This window comes from Streptomyces bungoensis (genome assembly GCF_001514215.1).
GTDB lineage: Bacteria > Actinomycetota > Actinomycetes > Streptomycetales > Streptomycetaceae > Streptomyces > Streptomyces bungoensis.
Map to the genome: position 1 here is coordinate 169,328 of NZ_KQ948852.1, position 21,300 is coordinate 190,627.

Annotated in this window: 19 protein-coding genes and 2 pseudogenes; 11 read left to right on the top strand and 10 right to left on the bottom strand. The window is 74.8% G+C overall.

The features are described 5' to 3' along the window. Positions 1-90: 90 nt before the first annotated feature. Entirely contained in the window at positions 91-975 is an 885-nt protein-coding gene (locus AQJ66_RS05025; protein WP_061917153.1) for a hypothetical protein, read from the bottom strand. 319 nt (positions 976-1,294) lie between these two features. Here AQJ66_RS05025 and AQJ66_RS05030 point away from each other — a divergent pair, with 319 nt between their 5' ends. Then, the gene (locus AQJ66_RS05030) at positions 1,295-3,373 is read left to right on the top strand and encodes a SpoIIE family protein phosphatase (protein WP_107118875.1); all 2,079 of its coding nucleotides are present in this window, start codon (positions 1,295-1,297) and stop codon (positions 3,371-3,373) included. Here AQJ66_RS05030 and AQJ66_RS05035 read toward each other — a convergent pair. Next, entirely contained in the window at positions 3,345-4,169 is an 825-nt protein-coding gene (locus AQJ66_RS05035; RefSeq protein ID WP_061918277.1) for a putative protein N(5)-glutamine methyltransferase, read from the bottom strand. The two genes, AQJ66_RS05030 and AQJ66_RS05035, sit on opposite strands and share 29 nt — an antisense overlap. A gap of 397 nt (positions 4,170-4,566) precedes the next feature. Between AQJ66_RS05035 and AQJ66_RS05040 the strand changes: the two genes are divergently transcribed. After that, on the top strand, positions 4,567-5,001 hold the full coding sequence (locus AQJ66_RS05040) for a MarR family winged helix-turn-helix transcriptional regulator (protein WP_061917156.1): 435 nt from the start codon (positions 4,567-4,569) through the stop codon (positions 4,999-5,001). A 20-nt stretch (positions 5,002-5,021) separates the two neighbouring features. Here the strand turns inward: AQJ66_RS05040 and AQJ66_RS05045 are convergent, their stop codons facing one another. Together AQJ66_RS05045 and AQJ66_RS05050 are read right to left on the bottom strand one after the other, a co-directional pair. Further along, positions 5,022-5,762 carry a GNAT family N-acetyltransferase gene (locus tag AQJ66_RS05045; protein ID WP_061917159.1) on the bottom strand — a complete coding sequence of 247 codons (741 nt, stop codon included), beginning with the start codon at positions 5,760-5,762 and terminating at the stop codon, positions 5,022-5,024. Then, positions 5,759-6,682: a quinone oxidoreductase family protein gene (locus AQJ66_RS05050; protein WP_061917161.1), complete on the bottom strand. Its 924-nt coding sequence runs from the start codon at positions 6,680-6,682 to the stop codon at positions 5,759-5,761. Before AQJ66_RS05050 ends, AQJ66_RS05045 begins: the two co-directional genes overlap by 4 nt. Before the next feature lie 334 nt (positions 6,683-7,016). Here AQJ66_RS05050 and AQJ66_RS05055 point away from each other — a divergent pair. From AQJ66_RS05055 to AQJ66_RS05080, 6 genes and pseudogenes are all read left to right on the top strand, one after another. Beyond that, positions 7,017-7,301: pseudogene (locus tag AQJ66_RS05055) on the top strand (FAD-dependent monooxygenase); the annotation flags it as partial. A gap of 64 nt (positions 7,302-7,365) precedes the next feature. After that, positions 7,366-7,971, top strand: a complete 606-nt coding sequence (locus tag AQJ66_RS05060; RefSeq protein WP_061917166.1) for a sulfite oxidase-like oxidoreductase — start codon at positions 7,366-7,368, stop codon at positions 7,969-7,971. Beyond that, positions 7,964-8,746 carry a ferredoxin reductase gene (locus AQJ66_RS05065; protein WP_063804015.1) on the top strand — a complete coding sequence of 261 codons (783 nt, stop codon included), beginning with the start codon at positions 7,964-7,966 and terminating at the stop codon, positions 8,744-8,746. Before AQJ66_RS05060 ends, AQJ66_RS05065 begins: the two co-directional genes overlap by 8 nt. A gap of 118 nt (positions 8,747-8,864) precedes the next feature. Next, positions 8,865-9,449, top strand: a complete 585-nt coding sequence (locus AQJ66_RS05070) for an Rv1733c family protein (RefSeq protein WP_061917169.1) — start codon at positions 8,865-8,867, stop codon at positions 9,447-9,449. Between the two features lie 248 nt (positions 9,450-9,697). Further along, positions 9,698-10,666, top strand: a complete 969-nt coding sequence (locus tag AQJ66_RS05075) for an acetylxylan esterase (RefSeq protein ID WP_061917172.1) — start codon at positions 9,698-9,700, stop codon at positions 10,664-10,666. A 147-nt stretch (positions 10,667-10,813) separates the two neighbouring features. Continuing rightward, entirely contained in the window at positions 10,814-11,581 is a 768-nt protein-coding gene (locus tag AQJ66_RS05080) for a GntR family transcriptional regulator (protein WP_061917173.1), read from the top strand. Here AQJ66_RS05080 and AQJ66_RS05085 read toward each other — a convergent pair. Both AQJ66_RS05085 and AQJ66_RS05090 read right to left on the bottom strand, forming a co-directional pair. Further along, positions 11,559-12,299, bottom strand: a complete 741-nt coding sequence (locus AQJ66_RS05085; protein ID WP_061917176.1) for a class I SAM-dependent methyltransferase — start codon at positions 12,297-12,299, stop codon at positions 11,559-11,561. The genes AQJ66_RS05080 and AQJ66_RS05085 overlap by 23 nt on opposite strands. Before the next feature lie 4 nt (positions 12,300-12,303). Continuing rightward, positions 12,304-12,867, bottom strand: coding sequence for a PadR family transcriptional regulator (locus AQJ66_RS05090; protein ID WP_061917180.1), 564 nt, complete (start codon positions 12,865-12,867; stop codon positions 12,304-12,306). 72 nt (positions 12,868-12,939) lie between these two features. On the opposite strand from AQJ66_RS05090, the gene AQJ66_RS05095 reads away from it, so the two are divergent. From AQJ66_RS05095 to AQJ66_RS36960, 3 genes and pseudogenes are all read left to right on the top strand, one after another. Further along, complete coding sequence (locus tag AQJ66_RS05095) at positions 12,940-13,338, top strand: nuclear transport factor 2 family protein (RefSeq protein WP_061917182.1); 399 nt, start codon at positions 12,940-12,942, stop codon at positions 13,336-13,338. A 323-nt stretch (positions 13,339-13,661) separates the two neighbouring features. Beyond that, positions 13,662-14,810 (top strand): transcription termination factor Rho, encoded by a 1,149-nt coding sequence (gene rho / locus AQJ66_RS05100; protein WP_061917185.1) that lies wholly within the window; start codon positions 13,662-13,664, stop codon positions 14,808-14,810. 161 nt (positions 14,811-14,971) lie between these two features. After that, positions 14,972-15,745: pseudogene (locus tag AQJ66_RS36960) on the top strand (D-alanyl-D-alanine carboxypeptidase family protein); the annotation flags it as partial. A gap of 59 nt (positions 15,746-15,804) precedes the next feature. Here AQJ66_RS36960 and AQJ66_RS05105 read toward each other — a convergent pair. The 4 genes from AQJ66_RS05105 to aspA all read right to left on the bottom strand — a co-directional run bounded on the left by AQJ66_RS05105 (position 15,805) and on the right by aspA (position 21,149). Further along, the gene (locus AQJ66_RS05105) at positions 15,805-17,190 is read right to left on the bottom strand and encodes a glycosyltransferase family 87 protein (RefSeq protein ID WP_061917187.1); all 1,386 of its coding nucleotides are present in this window, start codon (positions 17,188-17,190) and stop codon (positions 15,805-15,807) included. Beyond that, on the bottom strand, positions 17,187-18,581 hold the full coding sequence (gene mptB, locus AQJ66_RS05110) for a polyprenol phosphomannose-dependent alpha 1,6 mannosyltransferase MptB (RefSeq protein WP_061917191.1): 1,395 nt from the start codon (positions 18,579-18,581) through the stop codon (positions 17,187-17,189). Before mptB ends, AQJ66_RS05105 begins: the two co-directional genes overlap by 4 nt. Positions 18,582-18,744: 163 nt before the next feature. Continuing rightward, positions 18,745-19,683: a glutaminase gene (locus tag AQJ66_RS05115; RefSeq protein WP_061917193.1), complete on the bottom strand. Its 939-nt coding sequence runs from the start codon at positions 19,681-19,683 to the stop codon at positions 18,745-18,747. A gap of 56 nt (positions 19,684-19,739) precedes the next feature. Beyond that, the gene (gene aspA, locus AQJ66_RS05120) at positions 19,740-21,149 is read right to left on the bottom strand and encodes an aspartate ammonia-lyase (protein WP_061917196.1); all 1,410 of its coding nucleotides are present in this window, start codon (positions 21,147-21,149) and stop codon (positions 19,740-19,742) included. Positions 21,150-21,300: the final 151 nt, after the last annotated feature.

Below are 21,300 nucleotides of genomic sequence, written 5' to 3' on the forward strand. Positions count from 1 at the left end.
TCGCTCCTTTCGTGGCCGCTGCGGTGGAACGGGGTACCCCGCCCAGCCGCGTCCATCCTCAGGAAAGCACCACCGTCCGGCGGGCACACCTCAGCCGCGTGTGAACTTGTACGTCTTGCTGTCCGTCAGCACGCAGAAGCCCGGGGACACCACGATGACCCGCAGGGTGCCGGTACGGCGGTCGTAGTCGATGCCCTCCACCTCGAAGCCGCCCGAGCAGGCGCTGCGCAGCGGCAGCTGGCGCAGGGCGGTGACGTGGCCGGAGACGTCCGTGCCGCCCGGCGCGGCCGAGAGGTCGACCCTCAGCAGCGGCTTGGCCATGCCGAACAGGGAGCCGTCGGGGTCGTCCGAGGAGCACAGCAGGGTGGTCGGGCCGGAGAAGTCGCAGCCCTGCACGTCGCGGACGGCGTGGTCGAGGTTGACGGTGGAGGCCTGCGGAAGGTTCGCGGAGGGCGAGGTGCCCGGGTTGACGCCGGGGGTAGGGAAGACCAGCAGGCGGGTCATCGTGCCCCACTCCCCCGAGAGCATCCACTGCCCGTCGGGCGAGACGGCGTCCCAGGAGTTGTTCAGGGCCTCGCCGGAGCTGAGCGTGTGGACGTACTCCGACCAGCCGCCGCCGGGCGCCTGCACGCGGAACATCTTCGAGTTGCCGGAGTCCCGCTGGTAGGGCTCGATGTAGTAGCCGTTGTACGAGGCGTCGGGATCGCCGACGTGGTTCCAGCCGCGGCTGGAGACGCCGAGGGGGATGGTGCCGATGCCGGTGTACCGGTTGGGGCTGTTCGCCGGGACCTCCACCGAGGTGAGCCCCTGGCTCTCGGTCAGCGGGTCGGCGCGGTCGGAGCCGGTCTCGGTCCACGTCTCGGCCGCGGAGGCCGGGACGGGCGCGGCGAGGGACACGACGACGGCGGTGGCCAGCGTGACGAGTCCGGCGAGGACGGTGTGACAGCGCTGCCGGGCCGGCGTGGACACGGGCATGGGCGACTCCTCTGGCGGGGGGTGGAGGCACTCGGTCGGCGGACAGTCTGGCCCGCCCGGGTGGTCATGTACAGACCAATGGAGCAACGTGGGAGTGAACTCCGCCGCCTCCGGGGACGGTCCTGCCCGGCCCCGGCAGGCGTCCCCGCCACCGCGTGCGCGGCCGGCGCGGTGACGCCGGCGGACGCGCCGCCGTGTCGAGAGATGGTGGAGACAGGTGTCGCAGGCGTCGGAGAGTCGGGTGTGAGCGCGGTAGAACAAGGGGAGTCGGCACCAGGGACGAAGGCGTGCCGTGCGGACGGCGAAGGCGGTGCGTGGCATGAGTGACGCCGGGGCTCCGACGGCGGAGGGCGGCGAGCCCGTGCGCGGGCCGGTGCGGCCGGGCGGGCTGCTCGACGTGCTGGGCGTGGCGTCGGTGGTGCTGGACGCCGAGGGCCGGATCGTGCTGTGGAGCCCCCAGGCCGAGGAGTTGTTCGGGTACACCGCCAAGGAGGCCCTCGGCCAGTACGCCGCCCGGCTGATGGTGCACGAACGGCACCTGGAGCTGGTGGGCGAGCTGTTCGCCGACGTGATGCGCACCGGTCAGAGCTGGGCCGGCGGCTTCCCGATCCGCCGCAAGGACGGCAGCACCCGGGTGGTGGAGTTCCGCAACATGCGGCTGCTGGACGACCGGGGCGCCGTCTTCGCACTGGGGCTGGCCGCCGACCAGTCGACCGTGCGGCGCCTGGAGCAGGACGTGGCGCTGTCCGAGCGGATGGTGAAGCAGTCGCCGATGGGGCTGGCGGTCCTGGACACCCGGCTGCGGTTCGTCACGGTCAACCCCGCGCTGGAGCGGATCACCGGCGTCCCGGCCGACGGGCACGCGGGCCGCACCCTCGGCGAGGTGCTGCCGCTGCTGGACACCGACGCCCTGGCGGCCGCCGCCCGGCGGGTCCTGGACACCGGCACCCCGGTCATCGACGAGCCCCTCGTGGGCCGCACCCCGGCCGATCCGGACCGGGACCGCACCTGGTCGCTGTCGCTTTACCGCCTCGAGGACGCGATGGGCAACGTGCTCGGCGCGGCGGTCTCCCTGGTCGACATCACCGCGCAGCACCAGGCCTCCGTCGAGGCGGAGACCGCGCGGCGCCGGCTCGCGGTGATCGCCGACGCCTCCGCCCGGATCGGTACGACGCTGGAGCTGGAGCGCACCGCCTGCGAGCTGGCCGAGGTCGCGGTGCCGGAGCTGGCCGACGTGGCCGCCGTGGACCTGCTGGACGCGGTGGTGGAGGGCCGGCCCAGCACGCTCGGCCCGGCGGAGTCGGCGGTCATCCGGGCGCTAGCGGTGCGTCCGCAGGACGGCTCGGACGCCGTACGGGCCGCCGACTCCCCCGGCCGGATCGCCCTGTACGCGGCCGACCGGCTGGTCACCGAGTGTGTGCGCACCGGCGAGGCGGTGCTGGTGCCGCGGGTGAAGGACGAGGACCTGCCGCGCATCGCCCGGTCAGCCGAGGCGGCCGTGCTGCTGGGTCGCGCGGGCCTGCACTCGTACCTCGCGGTGCCGCTGATCGCCCGCGGCGAGGTGCTGGGCGCCCTCGACCTCAAGCGCACCCGCAACCCGGCGCCGTTCGACGAGGACGACGTGCTGCTGGCCCGGGAGCTGGCGGCCCGCGCGTCCGTGCAGATCGACAACGCCCGCTGGTACCAGAACGCCCGCAACACCGCCCTCACCCTCCAGCGCAGCCTGCTGCCCAGCCATCCGCCGGTGACCACCGGCCTGGAGGTGGCCTCCCGCTACCAGCCGGCGGGTGCCACCAGCGAGGTCGGCGGCGACTGGTTCGACGTCATCCCGCTGGACGGCGGCAGGACGGCGCTCGTGGTGGGCGACGTGATGGGCAGCGGCATCAGCGCGGCCGCCACGATGGGCCGGCTGCGCACCGCGACCACCACGCTGGCCTCGCTGGGCCTGGACCCGGCGCTGCTGCTGGAGCACCTGGACAAGACGACCTCCGCCCTGGACCACTCCATCGCGACGTGCGTGTACGCCGTCCACGACCCGCACCTGCGCCGGTGCCGGATCGCCAACGCCGGCCACCTGCCGCCCGCCCGGGTCCGCCCGGGCCGGCCGCCGGAGCTGCTCGACCTGCCGACCGGGGTGCCGCTGGGCGTCGGCGGGGTCGAATTCTCCACCGTCACCTTCGACTTCGAGCCCGGCGACGAGCTGGTGTTCTACACCGACGGGCTGGTCGAGACCCGCTGCCACTCGCTGGACGAACGCCTGGACTTCCTGCTGTCCCTGCTGGACGACCCGGCCCGCCCGCTGGAGGAGACCTGCGACCTGCTCCTGCGGACGCTGCACCACCCCGACAACCACGACGACGTGGCCCTGCTCATCGCCCGGGCCCAGGAGCTTCCGTAGCGCTCCCGACCCCGTCGCGCACGCCGATCACCACGTGCGCGTGCAGCTCCTCCGACACGGCCAGACGGGTCGTCAGACCGGCGGCGGCGAAGGCCGCCACGGCGGCGTCGGCCTGGCGCTCGCTGGTCTCGGCCAGCAGGCAGCCACCGGGCGCGAGCCAGCCGGGGGCCGCCGCGGCCACCCGGCGCAGCACGTCGAGGCCGTCCGCGCCGCCGTCGAGGGCCGCCGTCGGCTCGTGGTCGCGGGCCTCCGCCGGCAGCAGGGCCACCTCGCCGCTGGGGACGTACGGCACGTTCGCCGTGAGGATGCCGACGCGGCCCCGCAGGCCGGGGGGCAGCGCCTCGAACAGGTCGCCGGCGTGGACACGGCCGTCATAGGGAGCGAGGTTGCGGCGGGCGCAGCGCACCGCGGCCGGGTCGATGTCGGCGGCGTGCACCTCGACGGGCCCGAGCGCGGCGGCCAGAGCGGCGCCGAGCGCGCCCGAGCCGCAGCACAGGTCGACGACGACCGTGGCGTCCGGGGCCTGGGCCAGGGCCTGGTCGACGAGGAACTCGGTACGGCGGCGCGGCACGAAGACGCCGGGCTCGACGGCGAGGCGCAGGCCGTGGAAGCCGGCCCAGCCGAGGACGTGCTCGAGCGGGAGGCCGGAGGCGCGCCGGTCGACCATCTCGGCGACTTCGGCGGGGGTACGGGCAGTGGCGAGGAGCAACTCGGCCTCGTCCTCGGCGAAGACGCACCCGGCGGCGCGCAGCGCGGTGACGACGGCGGAGAAGGAGAGCGGAGGCAGGGAGGGCATGGCGGGCATGGGAGCCGAGGGCCTTTCGGGAGGGTGAAGCCGAAGGGCGCTCTCGCGGGCACCGGTGAGGGTGGGCCGCTTGTCACAGGAGGCCGTCACAAGGAGAGAGCGCCCGAGCCGACACAGCGGTAATCGGTCTCACCTCCTCGAACAGCCCGGGGCCGCGCACCGTGCGCGGCCGGACGGCCACCCTATCGCAGCGTCCGGCGAGCGTCCGGCGGGGTCGCGGTGCGGCGCGAGTTCGGGACGACGCGAGGGCGCGCGCCTGACGCCCCCTCAGGCGCCGTACGGGGTTCCCGGCCTCCCGTGCGGCAGCGCGCGCCCGCGGTTCCGGGGCAGCGGCATGACCGGCAAGCAAGTTGTACTGTGCAACCAGAGCGGTGGAGGAGGTAGTCCCGTGAGCGCAGCCGAGACGGCCGTGGAGACGATCCAGCGCGAGATGACGGTCTTCGCCCGCCGGGCCCGGGCCTCGGCCGGGCGGATGCACCCCGAGCTGTCGCTGGTGTCGTACACCCTGCTCGGCCACCTGGAGGAGAGCGGGGGCCGCCGGGCGACGGACCTGGCGGCGCACTACGCCCTGGACAAGTCGACGGTGAGCCGGCAGGTGGCCGCGCTGGAGCGGTCCGGGCTGATCGAGCGGCGCCTGGACCCCGAGGACCACCGGGTCCAGGTGCTGGACCTGACCGCGGCGGGCCGGGAGATCCTCGCCCAGGTCACCCGCAGCCGCCGGGCCGCCTTCCGGGAGCGGCTGGCCGACTGGCCCGAGGAGGACCTGGTCCGCTTCGCGGCCTACCTGGAGCGGTACAACGCCGGGCGGACGGCCGCCGGCTGAGCGGCCGCCGTCCGCGCCGGCTACGGCACCGGTACGGCGGCCCGCTCGTCCTCCGGCAGGCGCTCGGGGACCCGGGCCGCCAGGAACGCGGTACGGCGGCGCAACCGGAAGCCGAGGGTCTCGTACAGCCGGACGGCGCCCGTGTTCTCGGCACTGGCGTGCAGGAACGGCCTCTCACCGCGCTCCTGGACGCCGTGCGCGACCGCGAGGATCAGCCGGGTGGCCAGGCCCTCGCCGCGGTGGGCCGGATCGGTGCAGACCGCGCTGATCTCGGTCCAGCCCGGCGGGTGCAGCCGCTCCCCCGCCATGGCGATCAGGGCGCCGCCGCGGCGGATGCCGAGGTAGATGCCGAGTTCGATGGTGCGGGGCAGGAAGGGGCCGGGCCGGGTGCGGGCGACGAGGTCGAGCATCTCGGGTACGTCCGCCGGGCCGAGGCGGACCGCCTCGGGATCGGGGGCGGCGGCGACGTCCTCGCCGGCCAGTTGCACGCCCTCCATCCGGAAGGTCACCTCCCAGCCGTCCGGGACCCGGCCGCCGAAGCCCAGCAGGGGCACCTCGGCGCCGGGTCCGGCCAGGGCGGCCAGGTCCGCCCAGTCCCGCGGGCCGGGTGTGTCGGGCAGGGCCACCCACGGGGTGACGTCGACGGGGTAGCGCAGCACCCGGCCGTGCCGCTCGGCGAAGTGGGCGTGCGGGCCGGTCAGGGCGGCGAGAGCGGGATGGTCGAGGACGTGCGGCGCCCCGGCCCCGGTCGGATCGCTCACGCGGTCACCTCGATCACGGTCTTGCCCCGGGCGTGCCCGTCCTCCACGAGGCGCAGGGCCTCTCCGGCGCGGTCGAGCGGGAAGGTGCGGACGACGTGCGGGTCCAGGTCGCCGCGTACGACCAGGTCCGCCACCGCGTCCAGCACCGCGCGGGTGCGGGCCCGGGCGACCCGGGAGCCGCCCAGCGCGGCGACGGTCTCCTCCGGCGCCCCGGCCGTGACCAGCCGGGCCCGGTCGGTGAGCAGGGTGGCCGCCCCGGCGAGCACGGATCCGCCGACCAGGTCGTACACGGCGTCGACGCCGTCGGGAACCGCGGCCCGCACCCGCTCGGCCAGGTCCGGTCCGCCGGCCACGTGCACGGCGCCCAGCGACTCGACGAAGTCCTTCTTGCCCTCGCTCGCCACGCCCACGACCCGCAGGCCGAAGGCGCGGGCGATCTGCACGGCGGCGGTGCCGACCCCGCCGCCCGCGCCCGTCACCAGCAGGGTGGCTCCCGCGGGCAGGGCGAGCTGGCGCAGGCCGTCGTAGGCGGTGGCCGCGGCCACCGGCAGGGTCGCCGCGTCGGTGAACGACAGCCCGGCGGGCTTGTGCGCGGCGGCGTCGGCCCGCAGCAGGGCGTACTCGGCGTACCCGCCGCCGACGGTGTTGCCGAACACCGCGTCGCCGGGCGCGAACCCGGTCACCCCCTCGCCCAGCTCCACCACGACACCGGCGGCCTCACTGCCCATGACCGCGGGGTACCGGCGCTCGCTCTCGCCGGGGCGGCGGAACCCGCTCCGCAGTTTCCAGTCCACGGGGTTCACCCCCGCCGCCCGTACCGCGACCAGCAGCTCGCCGGAAGCGGGGACCGGCCGCTCCAGATCGGCCAGTTCCTCGGTCTCCGGGCCGCCGTCCCGCGTGAAGACGTACGCCTTGGGCATCCTCGCTCCTCACTTCCGTCCGCTCTCACCGGCCACACCACCCGGCACTCAGCGGCAAGGAGGAGCGGCAGACGGCTATTCCCGGCACGGCCCGGACGGGGTACGGCCACCCCGACCGGGACGCTGCCTCCGTCTTCGCCTCGCGTCAGCCTGAGACGCGGGCCCCGATGCCGTCGAGGAGGAAGTCGAGGCCGCTCCGGAAGGTCTGGTCGGCGTCCAGGTGGGGACCATCGCCCACGACCGTGGCGAGCGATCCGCTGCTGGACTCCCTCCCTGAACACGCGGTGCGCCGGGGCACGGTTCGAGTCCGCCGCCGACGGCGTGCCGCCAGCGCGTCGGCCTGACCTGGCCGGCGACACCGGGCGTCACGCTGCTCGGCGACGCCGCGCACCTGATGCCGCCGGTGGGGCAGGGCGCCAACATGGCGCTGCTCGACGGCGCCCTGCTCGGCCTCGCGCTGGCCGCGCGCCCGGACGACCTACCCGCCGCCGTCGCGGAGTACGAACGCGAGATGTTCGAACGCACCGGCGCCGCCGGCCGGCAGTCCGCGCACGTCCAGGAGATCCTGGCGTCGCCCGACGCCGGCCGGAAGATGCTCGCGTTCTTCCAGCCCGCCTGAACGCGTGCAAGGGGAACGCCGTCCCGTGATCCGACCACCCGCACCCAACGCGTACCGTTGAACCATGAACGTCACGCGAGGCTTCACGGGTCGCCCGCGCGTCGCCGATCCCGGTCTGCCGCCGGGCCAGTACGACGCCCGGGACGAGTGGCCCGTCCTGTCCGCCGAGGTCACCCCTGATCTGCGGCCCGCCGACTGGTCCTTCCGCATCGGCGGGCTGGTGGAGCGGCCCCGCACGTGGGACTGGGAGGCGGCGCGGGCCCTGCCCGCCTCGGCCTACGAGGGCGACATCCACTGTGTGACCGGCTGGTCGAAGTTCGGGGTGCGGTTCGGCGGTGTCTCGCTGGACGCCTTCCTGGACGTGGTGCGGCCCCGGGCGTCCGCCACCCACGCGGTCGCCTACTCCCACACCGGCTACACCACGAACCTGCCGCTCGCCGACCTCACCGGCGGACGCGCCTGGATCGTCTGGGAGTACGACGGCGAGCCGCTCGCGCCCGAGCACGGCGGCCCCGCGCGGCTGCTGGTGCCGCACCTGTACTTCTGGAAGAGCGCCAAGTGGATCGCCGGACTCACGCTGCTCGACCACGACGAGCCGGGGTTCTGGGAGGGCAACGGCTACCACGAGCGGGGCAACCCGTGGGAGGAACAGCGGTACTCCGGTGACTGAGACGGCGACCACCGAGACGGCGACCACGACGTTCACGCCGCCCACGCGCTTCGCGGTGCCCGGGCGCATCGCCGTCGGCGAGCAGGTGGCGGCGCGGTGGCAGACCGCCACGCTGACCGGGATCCGGCGCGAGACGCCGCACGCGGCGACCTTCCGGTTCGCGGTGCCGCGGTGGGCGGGCCACCTGCCCGGGCAGCATGTGATGCTGCGGCTGACCGCGCCGGACGGCTACGCGGCCCAGCGCCACTACTCGATCGCGTCCGCGCCCGACGACTCCGGCCACCTGGAGCTGACCCTGGACCACGTCCCGGGCGGCGAGGTCTCCGACTGGTTCCACACCGTGGCCAGGCCCGGCGACACGGTCGAGATGCGCGGGCCGCTGAGCGGCTTCTTCGCCTGGCCGGGCGACCGCCCCGCACTGCTGCTGGGGGCCGGCTCCGGGGTGGTACCGCTGATGTCGATGGTCCGGCACCACCGGGCGCGGGGTCTCACCGTGCCGCTGCGGATGGTCGTGTCGGCGCGCAGCCCCGAGGAGCTGATCTACGCGCGTGAGCTCGGCGCGGAGACGACGGCCGTGTTCACGCGCAGCGCGCCGACGGGTGCGCCGGTGGGTCGTATGGCCGCCGCACATGTGGCGCCGCTCCTGGCCGAGCAGCCCGAGGGTGGGTGGGAGGCCTATGTGTGCGGCTCCAACGGGTTCGCCGAGCACGCCTCCCGGCTGCTGGTCGCGGCGGGCCAGCCGGTGGACCGCATCCGCATCGAGCGCTTCGGCTGACCGCCTCTCGGGGACGCGCCAGGAGGCCTGAAACAGCGGTCGGCGGCGTGAGCGAGGTGCGCCGTACGGGGTACGTGACCGATGGGGACGCTCGGTGTGCCGCGGCGAGGAGGTGCTCATGCCTACCCGGGTGCGAGGCTGGCGCTGGCGGCGCAATCCGCTCAGGCGCCGGGCGGACGTCATCGAGGCGTGGACCGTGCTGGTCGTCGCCGTCCTGCTGCTGGTGGTCGCGCCCCTCGTCGGGGTGGCTGCGGGGCTGCGCGCCCACGACCGGGCGCAGTCGGCCGCGGTGGCGGAGCGGGCCGAGCGGCACCGGGTGCCCGCGGTGGTCGTCGGCAACACGCCCGAGCGGCTGCCCGTGGTGCAGGGCGCCCGTGAGCACCGCTATCGCGCCCAGGTCCGCTGGGCCGAGCCGGGCGGGGGGACGCGTACCGCGCCGGCCCGGGTGCCGGCGGGGACCCGGCCCGGTGACCGGGTGACCGTGTGGTTCGACGGCCAGGGGCGCAGTGTCGCCCCGCCGCCCGGTGACGTCGCGGTCTGGCAGCACACCGTCACGGTCGGCGTGTGCGCGGCCGGCGGTACGGCGCTCGCGGTCCTGCTCGGGCACGCGATGGTGCGCCGGATCGCGCTGCGGCACCGGCTGGCCGAGTGGGAGCGGGAGTGGGCGCGCACGGGCCCCCGGTGGAACCAGCCCCGGGCCTGACCCGCCCCCGGCGCCGTCACTCCGCGACGCCCGCCGTCCGCCGACACGGCCCCTGGTGACCCGACCACTGCTCCCCGCGCGCTGGTCCCGCCCGGACGCCGTAGCAAGCGATTTCACCCCCTGGGCCAGCACACCGGCAGCCGCCGAGTGGCGACCGTCCCGTCCGGCCTCCGATACGGGCCTGGTGATTCGTCCGATCACCCACCTACGGTGAGCCCACGCAGTCCCCCTCCCGAAGGCGGTTGTTGATGGCCCTGTTCGACCTCCCCCTCGACGAACTCCGCGCGTACCGCAGCGAGTCCAGCGCGCCCGAGGACTTCGACGCCTTCTGGGGCAAGACGCTTCAGGAGGCGCGCGAGCACGACCTGGACGCCCGCTTCGAGCCGGTGGACACGGGGCTGTCCACGGTGCGGGTGTACGACGTGACGTTCGCCGGGTTCGGCGGCCACCCGGTCAAGGGCTGGCTGCGACTGCCGGCCGGCGCCGCGGAACCGCTGCCCCTGGTGGTGGAGTTCATCGGCTACGGCGGTGGACGCGGCCTGCCGCACGAGGACCTGCTGTGGGCGTCGACGGGCCGGGCGCACTTCGTGATGGACACCCGCGGGCAGGGCAGCAACTGGGGCGGCGGGGGCGGCACGGCCGACCCGGTGGGGGCCGCGCCCGCGTACCCGGGGTTCATGACGCGGGGCATCGAGGCGCCGGAGAACTACTACTACCGCCGGGTGTTCACGGACGCGGTGCGCGCGGTCGAGGCGGCCCGCTCGCACCCGCTGACCGACGCGGCGCGGACCGTGGCGGTCGGGACCAGCCAGGGCGGCGGCATCACGCTGGCGGTCGGCGGCCTGGTGCCCGACCTGGTCGCGGTCGCGCCGGACGTGCCGTTCCTGTGCGACTTCCCGCGCGCCACCACGGTGACGGACCGTCACCCGTACCGGGAGATCGGGCTGTTCCTGAAGACCCACCGAGGGCGTGCGGAGGACGCCTTGCGCACCCTGTCCTACTTCGACGGCGTGCACTTCGCGGCCCGCGGCCGGGTCCCGGCCCTCTTCTCGGCGGCCCTGGAGGACCAGACGTGCCCGCCCTCGACGGTCTTCGCCGCCTTCAACGCGTGGGCGCACGAGGACAAGGCGATCGAGGTGTACGACTTCAACGACCACGAGGGCGGCGGGCCGTACCAGGAGGAGCGCAAGCTGCGCTGGCTGCGGTCGTACGCCTGAGGCCCGGCACCCGGCCGCCCCCTCGCGGAGGCGGTCGGTTTCGGCCGAACCGGCAGGCCGCTCTTCCCTCGTGGTTTAGACCAATGCTAGATGTGGTCGCGCAATGAGCCCGTACGGCTACGTCTTGTGACCAACAGGAGGGGCGGCATGGCCCGCACCACCCCGCTCGATCCCCCGTCCGACGTCCCGCTCGATCCCCCGGAGGCCGACGAACGGCCGCTGTACTGGCGGATCGCGTCCCTGCTGCTCGGCGAACTGCGCGCCGGCACGATTCCGCCCGGCGAGCGGCTGCCGGGCGAGCGGGACCTGGCCCGGCACTTCCAGGTCAGCCGGGAGACCGTCCGGCAGGCGCTGGAGCTGCTGCGGCGCGACGGCCTGGTCGCGACCGACCGGCGGGGCAGCCACGCCACGCTGCCCGGCCGCCCGGTGGAGGACCCGGTGTCGCTCACCTTCCCGGTCGGCGCCCGGCCCGCCGACCCGTGCGCGGTGGACCGGGCGACGGTGACCTGGGAGGAGCCGCCGCCGGAGCACGCGCGGGCGCTGGGCCTCGCCCCGCACCGGCCGACGCTGGTGCACCGCTACCGGTCGGCCACGCCCGACGGCCGGTCGCTGCGCACGGCGGTGACCTCGTTCTCGGCCGTGGCGCTGGCCGAGGTCGCGGAGCTGGCCCGCTACCGCGACCGGGCCGACGGGAACACCCCGGCGCAGCTGCGCCGGGCCTACGACTGGATGCGCAGGGCGGGGCTGGCCCTGCACCACCGGGACGCCATCACCCAGGTCGGCGACGCCTCCTCGGTCCGGGTGACCCGGCGGGTGCACGACCAGTACGCCCGCCCGCTGGAGATCACCGACCTGGTGGTGCACGCCGAACAGGACGCGCTCGTCTACGAGTTCACGCTGCCGGCGGCGGGGTGAGCGCGCGGGCCACCACGAGCCGGGCCCGGGGACTGCCGTCGTCGCGCCGCCCGAAACCGGGCAGTGCGTACAGGTCGGCCGTGAACCCGGCCCGGCCGAGGTCCCGGAGGACGTCGCCGAGCCGGAACGCCCGGTAGTACATGACGAACGGCGGCCGCCACAGGGCGTTGCGCACCCGCATCACCGCGTCGAAGCCGAGCAGCGTCCAGAAGGCGGGGCTCGACGGACGCGGCGGGGCAAGGACCGGGAAGGCGAAGCGGCCGCCCGGCCGGAGTACCGAGTGGACCTCGGCGAACAGCCCCGGCAGCTCGCGGGGCAGGAAGTGGCCGAACGCCCCGAAGCTCACCACGAGGTCGAAGGCGGACCGGAACGGCAGCGCCCGGGCGTCGCCGCGCACGAAGGCCACGGCGGGCCCGTCGTCCGGGGCCCGGCGGCGGGCGACCTCGAGCATGCCGGCGCTGAAGTCCACTCCGGTGACGCGGCGCCGGCACAGCCCGGCGAGCACGTCGACGCCGGCGCCGGTGCCGCAGCACAGGTCGAGCCCGTCGTCGAACGGGCCCAGCGGGGCGAGGCACTCGGTGACGGCGTCCAGCACCGTGCCGGGTGTCCGGAACGGGGTGTGGTCGAACTTCGGGGCCAGCAGGTCGTAGCCGTGCTCGACGGAGGACAGCGCCTGGACGGCGAGTTCGCGCAGACCGGGGCCTTCGGGGCTGAACATCCGGTCAGCCTAGGGGAACGCGCCGCTCGAGGACGTCCAGCACCCGTTCGCACCAGAGCAGGTTCTGCTCCTCGAAGGCGATGCCGGCCATGAGGGTGAGGTAGGGGCCGATCCGGTCGGCGGTGCGCAGGTGCTCCTCCTCGGTCCGGCCGTCGAGGAGGCGGTCGCGCACCCGCTCGTAGCGGTCGAGCTTGCCGCGCGCCCAGCCCCGGCGCTCCTCTATCAGCGCACGGGTGGCCTCCGGGTCACCGCCGTCCATGGCCTGCACCTTGATGAGCAGTTCGTCGCGCACGGCGGTCGGCCGCCTCGGGGGTTCGGCCGCGAAGGCGCGCAGCTGGGCCCGGCCCGTCTCGGTGAGGGTGAACATCCTCTTGGTGGGGCGGCGTTCCTGCGGCACCGTGCGGGCCTCGACCAGACCGTCCTGCGCCAGGCGTTCCAGCTCGCGGTAGAGCTGCTGCGGGGTGGCGGGCCAGAAGTTGGCGAGTCCGACGTCGAACAGCTTCGACAGCTCGTAGCCCGAGGCCTCGCCCTCCAGCAGGGCGGCCAGAACGGCGTACTTGAGCGACATGTGGACACGCTAGCAGCAGATGACTACTCTCATCCGCACCTATTCAACTAATTGACTATGTGGGGTGGTCCGATGCGCGCGTTCCGCGAGGCGGTGGAGGCGGGAGACCTGGACGCCGCCGAGGCGCTGCTGGCCGAGGACGTCGTCTTCACCAGCCCGGTCGTCCACAAGCCGTACCCGGGCAGGGCGATCACCGCGGCGATCCTGCGCGCGGTCGCCAAGGTCTTCGAGGACTTCCGGTACGTCCGGGAGATGAGCGACCCCGGCGGCCGCGAGCACGCGCTGGTCTTCACCGCCCGGGTGGGCGACCGCGAGCTGACCGGCTGCGACTTCCTGCGGGTGAACGAGGAGGGCCTGATCGACGACTTCATGGTCATGGTGCGTCCGCTGTCGGGCGCGCGGGCACTCGCCGAGGCCATGGGCGCCCGGTTCGAGCAGATCGCGAAGGAGGCGGAGGCGCGCTCCTCCTGAGGTCCCGGTCAGGGAAGCGGGAAGAAGCGGGAACAGGAACCGCCGGCTTCGTGTTGTCATGGACGAAGCCGGCGGTATAGTGCCGACAGCACCTGTCTCGCGCCCCGTCGTTCGGGCGCCGGTGCCGTTTTCCCCTGCCGGCCGCTCCGCCCTCGTCGCGGACCGGCCAAGGCTTTCCCGGAGCACCACCTCGTGACCGGCGTTCTTCGCCGACGTACCCGTGGTGCCGTTCGCGCCGCCCGAGGCACATCCGCACGCCTCCCGCTCGCGGCTCTCCCCTTCCCTGCCGTACGAAGGCCTCGTCCTCGAAAGGACACCCACCCATGACCACCACACTCGAACACCCCCCGGTGACCCGGCAGTCCGCACCCGCCCGGCCCGTCACCGGTGTCCTCGACATCGACGCGCAGGGCAAGGGTCACCTGCGGGCCGCCCACCTGCTGCCCTCCCCCGCCGACCCGCAGGTCCCCGCCGCGCTGATCCGCCGGTACGGGCTGCGCCGGGGCGACCTCGTCGAGGGCGTCCGCGGGGCGCAGCGCGCGCTCACCGATGTCACGCGCGTGGACGGCCGCGAGCCCGGCGGGCTGCGCGACCGCCGCCGCTTCCAGGACCTCACCCCGCTCCACCCGCACGACCGGATCCGCCTGGAGCACCCGTCGTCCGGCCTGGCCGGGCGCGTCACCGACCTGTTCGCCCCGCTCGGCAAGGGCCAGCGCGGGCTGATCGTGGCCCCGCCCAAGAGCGGCAAGACCGTGCTGCTCCAGCAGCTCGCCGCCGCCGTGGCCGGCAACCACCCCGAGTGCCGCCTGATGGTCCTCCTGCTGGACGAGCGGCCCGAGGAGGTCACGGAGATGCGCCGCTCGGTGCGCGGCGAGGTGTACGCCTCCACCTTCGACCGGGCTCCCGGGGACCACATCGCCCTCGCCGACCTGGTCGTCGAGCGTGCCAAGCGGCTGGTGGAGGCCGGCGAGGACGTCGTCGTCCTGCTGGACTCCCTGACCCGGCTGTGCCGGGCCCACAACAACGCCTCCGCCGCCGGTGGACGCACCCTGAGCGGCGGTGTCGACGCGGGCGCGCTGATCGGCCCCAAGCAATTCTTCGGCGCCGCCCGCCAGGCCGAGGAGGGCGGCTCGCTCACGATCGTCGCCACCGTGCTGGTGGACACCGGGTCCCGCGCCGACGGCTACTTCTTCGAGGAGCTGAAGAGCACCGGCAACATGGAGCTGCGCCTCGACCGCGAGCCGGCCGCGCGGCGCGTCTTCCCCGCCGTGGACCTCGTCGGCACGGGCACCCGCCGCGAGGAACTCCTGCTGAGTCCGGCCGAGTTGACGGCCACCCGGGGCCTGCGCCGCGCGCTGCGCTCCCGCGACGGCGCGCCGTCCGCCCTGGAGACCCTGCTGGAGCGGATGCGGGAGACCCCCGGCAACGCCGCCTTCCTGCGTCGCGTCCAGCCGACCCTGCCCGGCGGATGAGCGGCGGCGGACCGCCGCGGAGTGCGGCATCCGGGTTGCTCGCGTAGGCCGTCCGGCCCGGACAGCGCGCCGGACCCCCCAGCCCTTTCTACGTTGATCATATGATCATCGGACTCTCTCGTCGGACGGCCGCCTCGGTCTGCTCCCTCTGGGTGGCGGGCATGCTGGCCCTGGCCCCGGCCGCCGCCGCCACCGGACACCGTGCGGGGGAACCCGCGCCGCCCGGACCGCGGGCGACCGTGCCGCAGCCGTCCCAGCTCTACCGCTCCGGCATCCAGGTCAGACCGCACCGGGGGGCGCCCGGGGTGCCGGACGTCTCGGCGCTGTCCTGGCTGGTCGCCGACGCCGGCAGCGGCGAGGTGCTGGCGGCGGACGGCGCGCACCGCGCACTGGCGCCGGCGAGCACCCTGAAGACCCTGTTCGCGCTCACCGTGCTGCCTGCCCTGCCCGCCGACCGCCTCCACACCGTCACCTACCCGGAACTGGCGGACGTGCCCGAGGGCAGCAGCCTGGTCGGCGTCGAGGAGGGGCACTCCTACCGGGTGTCCGACCTGTGGCGCGGGGTCTTCCTCAGCTCCGGCAACGACGCCGTGCACGTGCTCGCCGCGCTGAACGGCGGCTGGCACGCCACCGCCCTGAAGATGCAGGCCAAGGCCCGTTCCCTGGGCGCCCTGGACACCCACGTCGTCTCCCCGGACGGCTACGACAGCCCCGGCCAGGTCTCCTCCGCGTACGACCTCGCGGTCTTCGGCCGGGCCGGGCTGCACAACCCCGACTTCGCCCGGTACTGCTCCACCGCCCAGGCCCAGTTCCCCGGGAACGGCTGGCCGTACGAGATCGAGAACACCAACCGGCTGCTGACCGGCGAGGACGGCGTGGCCCCGTACCCGGGCCTGATCGGCATCAAGAACGGCTACACCAGCAACGCGGGCAACACCCTCGTGGCGGCGGCGCACCGGGGCGGACGCACCCTCGTGGTGACGGTGATGAACCCTCAGGAGGGCGGCGGACTCGCCGTGTACGAGGAGGCGCGCGCGCTGCTCGACTGGGGCTTCGCGGCGGCCGGGCAGGTCGATCCGGTGGGGTCGCTGGACGGGCTGCGCGCCGGCTCCCGGTCCTCCTCCTCGACCTCCGCGCCCGTCGCGGCGGCCACCGCCCCGGCGCCGGACGACAACGCGGAGTGGTCCCGGGCCGCGACCGTGGTCGGCCTGACCGGGCTGGCCGCGGGAGCGGTGGCACTGGCGCTGCGCGCCAAGGGCGGGCGCGGCACCGGCGGCTGACCGGCCGGCAGACCGAGCAGCAGGCCCAGCGTGATCCATGTGTAGGCGTTGCTCCCGAGGAAGCCGTCCCAGCCCGGTGCGCCGTCGACCCACAGCCACACCACGCTGGTGCACATGACCGCGTACAGAGTGCCCGCGAGCCACCGGCGCCCGGCCCGCACGAGCACGGCGAAGCAGGGCAGCAGCCACACCAGGTGGTGCACCCAGGTGACCGGGCTGACCAGGCAGGCAGCCGCACCGGTGAGGGCGAAGGCCGCCGTCCAGTCGCCGGCCGCCACCGCCCGGCGCGCCCGCACCGCCCACCCGCACAGCACCAGCAGCGCCAGAGCGGCCCACAGCGCGCGGTCCGGCTCGCCGAGGCGGGCCAGGACGCCCTGCAGCGACTGGTTCGAGACGTAGTCGAGGCGTCCGACCCGGCCGGTGTCCCACAGCGCCCGGGTCCAGTAGAACCGGGACGCGCCCGGGTCCGCCCAGGCCGCCAGCCCGGTGGCGGCGACGGCCACACCCGCCGCGACGGCGGCCGCCCGCCCTCGCCGGGCGAGCAGCAGCAGGCCGATGAACAGGGCGGGCGTGAGCTTCACCGCGGCGGCCAGTCCGATCCCGGCGCCGGCCCAGCGGTCCCGCCCGGTCGCCAGCAGCCGGCAGTCGCCGAGGACCAGGGCGAGCAGGAGCAGGTTCACCTGGCCGAAGCTGACGGTGTCCCGCAGCGGCTCGAACAGCGCGAGCCCGCACAGGGCCAGCGACCACCGGTACCAGCCGTGGCGGCGCCACCCGGGTCCCGCCAGGATCCGCAGGACCACCGCGAGCGCGGCCAGGTTCACCGCCAGCGAGGCGGCGATCGCGCAGGTGCGGGTCATCGGTGCCAGCGGCAGCAGGGCGAGCGCGGCGAACGGCGGATAGGTGAAGCCGTACGGCGTTCCCGGCACCCGGTAGTCGTAGATCCGGCCGCCGTGCCGCACCCAGGTGTGCACGGTGCCGTAGTAGACGCGCAGGTCGAAGAAGTCCCGCAGCAGCGGCACGGTCGCGGTGAAGACGGTGACGAGGGCGGCGAGCGCCACCACGAGCGGCAGGCGGCCCCGGACGGTGCGCGGTCCCGTCATGCCGTACGTCCGTGCAGCGGGGCCCGGGCCGCCTGGTGGGCCTGCCACAGCACGACCATGCCGAGCGCCGCGCCGCAGCCGGCCAGGACCAGCTGGCCGGGGTCCGCCGGGCCGCCGCCGGGGAGGACGGCGAGCGCCAGCACACCGGCCAGGGCGGCCGTCCGGTGCCGTACCGGGGTGCTGGGCGCGGCGGCCGCGATGAGGAACAGGCCCCACAGCACGTACCAGGGGCGGATCGCCGGGCCGAGGACGGCCACCGCGAGCAGGCTCAGGCCGAGCGCGTACACCGGCCGCGGGCGCAGCCGCAGCCAGATCAGCGCCACGGCGACGGCGGTGGCGGCGAGGCCGAGCAGGTGCCAGGCCGGTACGGCCAGCGGGGCCAGCCCGCTGCCGAGGCGGCCGAGCAGGGCGCCCGTGGCCCGGCCCAGCAGGCTGGTGAGCGCCCAGTTGTGCGGGGAGACCGGGGTGGTCAGGGCGTGGACCCAGCCGTACCCGGTGCCGGCCGCGGCGGTCGCGGTGACCGTGGTCGCCGCCGAGACGGCCGCCGTCGTCAGGCCGGCCCGCAGGGGACGGCGCCCGGAGCGCACCTGGAGGGCCACCACCGCGAGCAGGCCGAGCGCGGCCGGCGCCTTGACCAGGGCGGCCAGTGTCACGAGCACCGCCGCGAGCACGGGCCACCGGCCGCGCGCGGCGACCAGGCCCGGCCCGAGCAGGCCGAGCATGACGGCGTCGTTGTGGGCGCCCGCGATCAGGTGCAGCAGGACCAGCGGGTTGAGCGCGCCGAGCCACAGCGCGGCGGCCGGGTCGGTGCCGCTGTGCCGGGCCAGGCGGGGCAGCGCCGCCGCCATGAGGGCCACGCCGAGCAGTGCGACCAGGCGCATGCCGAGCAGGCCGGCGGGCAGCCCGCCGTGGGTCAGGCCCGACAGCGCGGACGCCACGGCCAGGAAGGCGGGCCCGTACGGTGCGGCGGTGTTCCGCCACACCGGGGCCACCTCGCCGGCCAGCGGGCCGCCGAGCCGGGCGGGGCCCTGGGCGTACACGTCCAGGTGGGCGTCGACCATGGCGCCCTGGGCGAGGTAGCTGTAGACGTCACGGCTGAACAGCGGGGGCGCGAGCAGCAGCGGCGCCGCCCACACGGCCAGGACCAGCAGCAGGTCGCGCGGGGCGGGCGGGTGCGGGCCGCGCACCAGGCGGCCGAGGAGCGCCCAGGCCGCGATCAGCAGCACGACACCGAAGTACACCCCCACGAGCCCGACCGCGGCCCGCGCGGACGCCGGGGCGAGCAGGTCCCGGACGGGCAGGGCACCGGACGTCTCACCGCCCAGCGCGAGGGCGGCGGTCCCGGCCAGCCCGAGGAGCCGGCAGTGACGGAGATCGGCGGAAAAAGCCATGGTCGGCACCGGTTCAGCCTGTCGCCACCGGGTGACCGGCAGACGACGCTGCCCCCACCGGGGGGCGGAGGCCATGTGACCGGCGTGTGTGCCGAGTGCCGGCGCCCGGAGGGCGGGCGGGCCGTGCCCGTCGGTCGACGTGATCGGCCGGCGGGCCGGAGGCTCAGAACACCGACAGGCCCGTCAGGGTCGTGAAGCGGTCCAGTGCCGCCACGCCCGCGACCGAGTTGCCGCGCTCGTCCAGGCCCGGGCTCCACACGCACAGGGTGCAGCGGCCGGGTACGACCGCGATGATTCCGCCGCCGACGCCGCTCTTGCCGGGCAGCCCCACCCGGTAGGCGAAGTCGCCGGCCGCGTCGTACGTGCCGCAGGTCAGCATCACGGCGTTGACCTGCTTGGCCTGGCTGCGGGTGAGCAGCCGGGTGCCGTCGGCGCGGATGCCGTGCCGGGCCAGGAAGCCGGCGGCCAGGGCCAGGTCGGCGCAGGAGGCGGCGACGGAGCACTGCCGGAAGTACTGGTCGAGCAGGACCGGCACGTCGTTGTCGATGTTGCGGTAGGACGCCATGAAGTGGGCGAGGGCCGCGTTGCGGTCGCCGTGCGCGGACTCGGAGGCGGCGACCTCCCGGTCGAAGTCCAGGGACGGGTTGCCGCTCTCGGTCCGCAGGAAGGCCAGCAGTTCCCCGGCCGCGTCCCCGGTACGGGTCTGCAGACGGTCGGTGACGACCAGCGCGCCCGCGTTGATGAAGGGGTTGCGCGGGATGCCGTTCTCGTACTCCAGCTGCACCAGGGAGTTGAACGGGTTGCCGGAGGGCTCGCGGCCCACGTGCTCCCAGAGTTCGTCGCCCTCCCGGGCCAGGTCCAGGGCGAGCGTGAAGACCTTGGTGAGGGACTGCGTGGAGAAGGGCTGCCGCCAGTCCCCCACCCCGTACACCGTGCCGTCCAGCTCGGCGACGGCCATGCCGAAGCTGCGGGGGTCGCAGGCGGCGAGGGCCGGAATGTAGTCGGCGGGACGGCCCCGGCCGGGTGTCCGCTCCATCTCCTCGGCGATGCGCTCCAGGACCGGCAGGAAGGCGGGGGTGGACGTCGGTGTCATGATCGCCATTGTGCCTTCCCGCCGTTTCCCGTGCGTGGTCGTGGTCGTGGTGGTGTCAGGGCAGGTCAGGCGGCCGGTGCTCCGCTGCCCGCGACGATCTCCGGGCGCAGGAGGGCGGCGAGGCGGTCGGCGGGGAGCAGCCCCTTCTCCAGGACCAGTTCGGCCACGCCCCGGCCGGTGGCGAGGGCCTCCTTGGCGATGTCGGTGGCCGCCGTGTACCCGATGTGCGGGTTGAGGGCGGTGACCAGGCCGATGGAGTTCTCCACCGTCGCCCGCAGCTTCTCGGTGTTGGCGGTGATGCCGTCGACGCAGCGTTCGGCGAGCGTGGTGCAGGCGTTGCGCAGGTGGGTGACGGACTCCGACAGCGAGTGCAGGATGACCGGTTCGAAGGCGTTCAGCTGGAGCTGCCCGGCCTCCGCGGCCATGGTGATGGCCACGTCGTTGCCGATGACCTCGAAGGCGACCTGGTTGACCACCTCGGGGATCACCGGGTTCACCTTGCCCGGCATGATCGAGGAACCGGCCTGCACCGGCGGCAGGTTGATCTCGCCCAGGCCCGCGCGCGGCCCCGAGGACAGCAGCCGGAGGTCGTTGCAGCTCTTGGAGAGCTTCACCGCGATGCGCTTGAGCACACCCGACATCTGCACGAAGGCTCCGCAGTCCTGGGTGGCCTCGACCAGGTTCGCCGCCGTGACCAGCGGCAGCCCGGTGAGGTCGGACAGGTGGCGGCGGGCGGCCTCGGCGTACCCGGCGGGGGCGTTGAGGCCGGTGCCGATCGCGGTGGCGCCGAGGTTGATCTCCTGGATCAGCTCGACGGCCTCGGCGAGCCGGCTGCGGTCCTCCTCCAGCATGACGGCGTAGGCGGAGAACTCCTGCCCCAGCGTCATCGGCACCGCGTCCTGCAGCTGGGTACGGCCCATCTTGAGCACGTCGCGGAACTCCACCGCCTTGCGGGCGAAGGCGTCCTGCAGGACGGCCATGGCCCTCAGCAGCCCGCGCACCGCGAACACCGTGGCTATCTTGACGGCGGTCGGATACACGTCGTTGGTGGACTGGCCGAGGTTGACGTCCTCGTTGGGGTGCAGGTACGTGTACTGGCCCTTGGCGTGGCCGAGCAGTTCCAGCGCCCGGTTGGCCACGACCTCGTTGGCGTTCATGTTGGTGGACGTGCCGGCCCCGCCCTGGATCACGTCCACGACGAACTGCTCGTGCAGCCCGCCCGCGCGGATCTCCCGGCAGGCGGCCACGATCGCGGCCGCCTTCGCCGGCTCCAGCAGGCCGAGCTCCTCGTTCGCCAGGGCGGCGGCCTCCTTCACGGCCGCCAGGGCGTCGATCAGGTGCGGGTAGGCGGAGATCGGGGTGCCGGTGATGGGGAAGTTCTCCCGCGCGCGCAGGGTGTGGATGCCCCAGTACGCGTCGGCGGGCACGTCGCGGTCGCCGAGCAGGTCGTGTTCGCTCCGGGTGGCGGCGGTCATGGGGTGCGGTCCCTCTTTCCGAGGTCGGGGGTGCGGGTGAGGCGGTGCAGGTCGGGCGTGGGTCGGTGCGGGTGGGGCCAGTGAGCTCGGGCGCGGCCCGGTGCGGGCGGGGCGCTGAAGGTCAGGCGCGGGTGGGGCGGTCGAGGTCGGG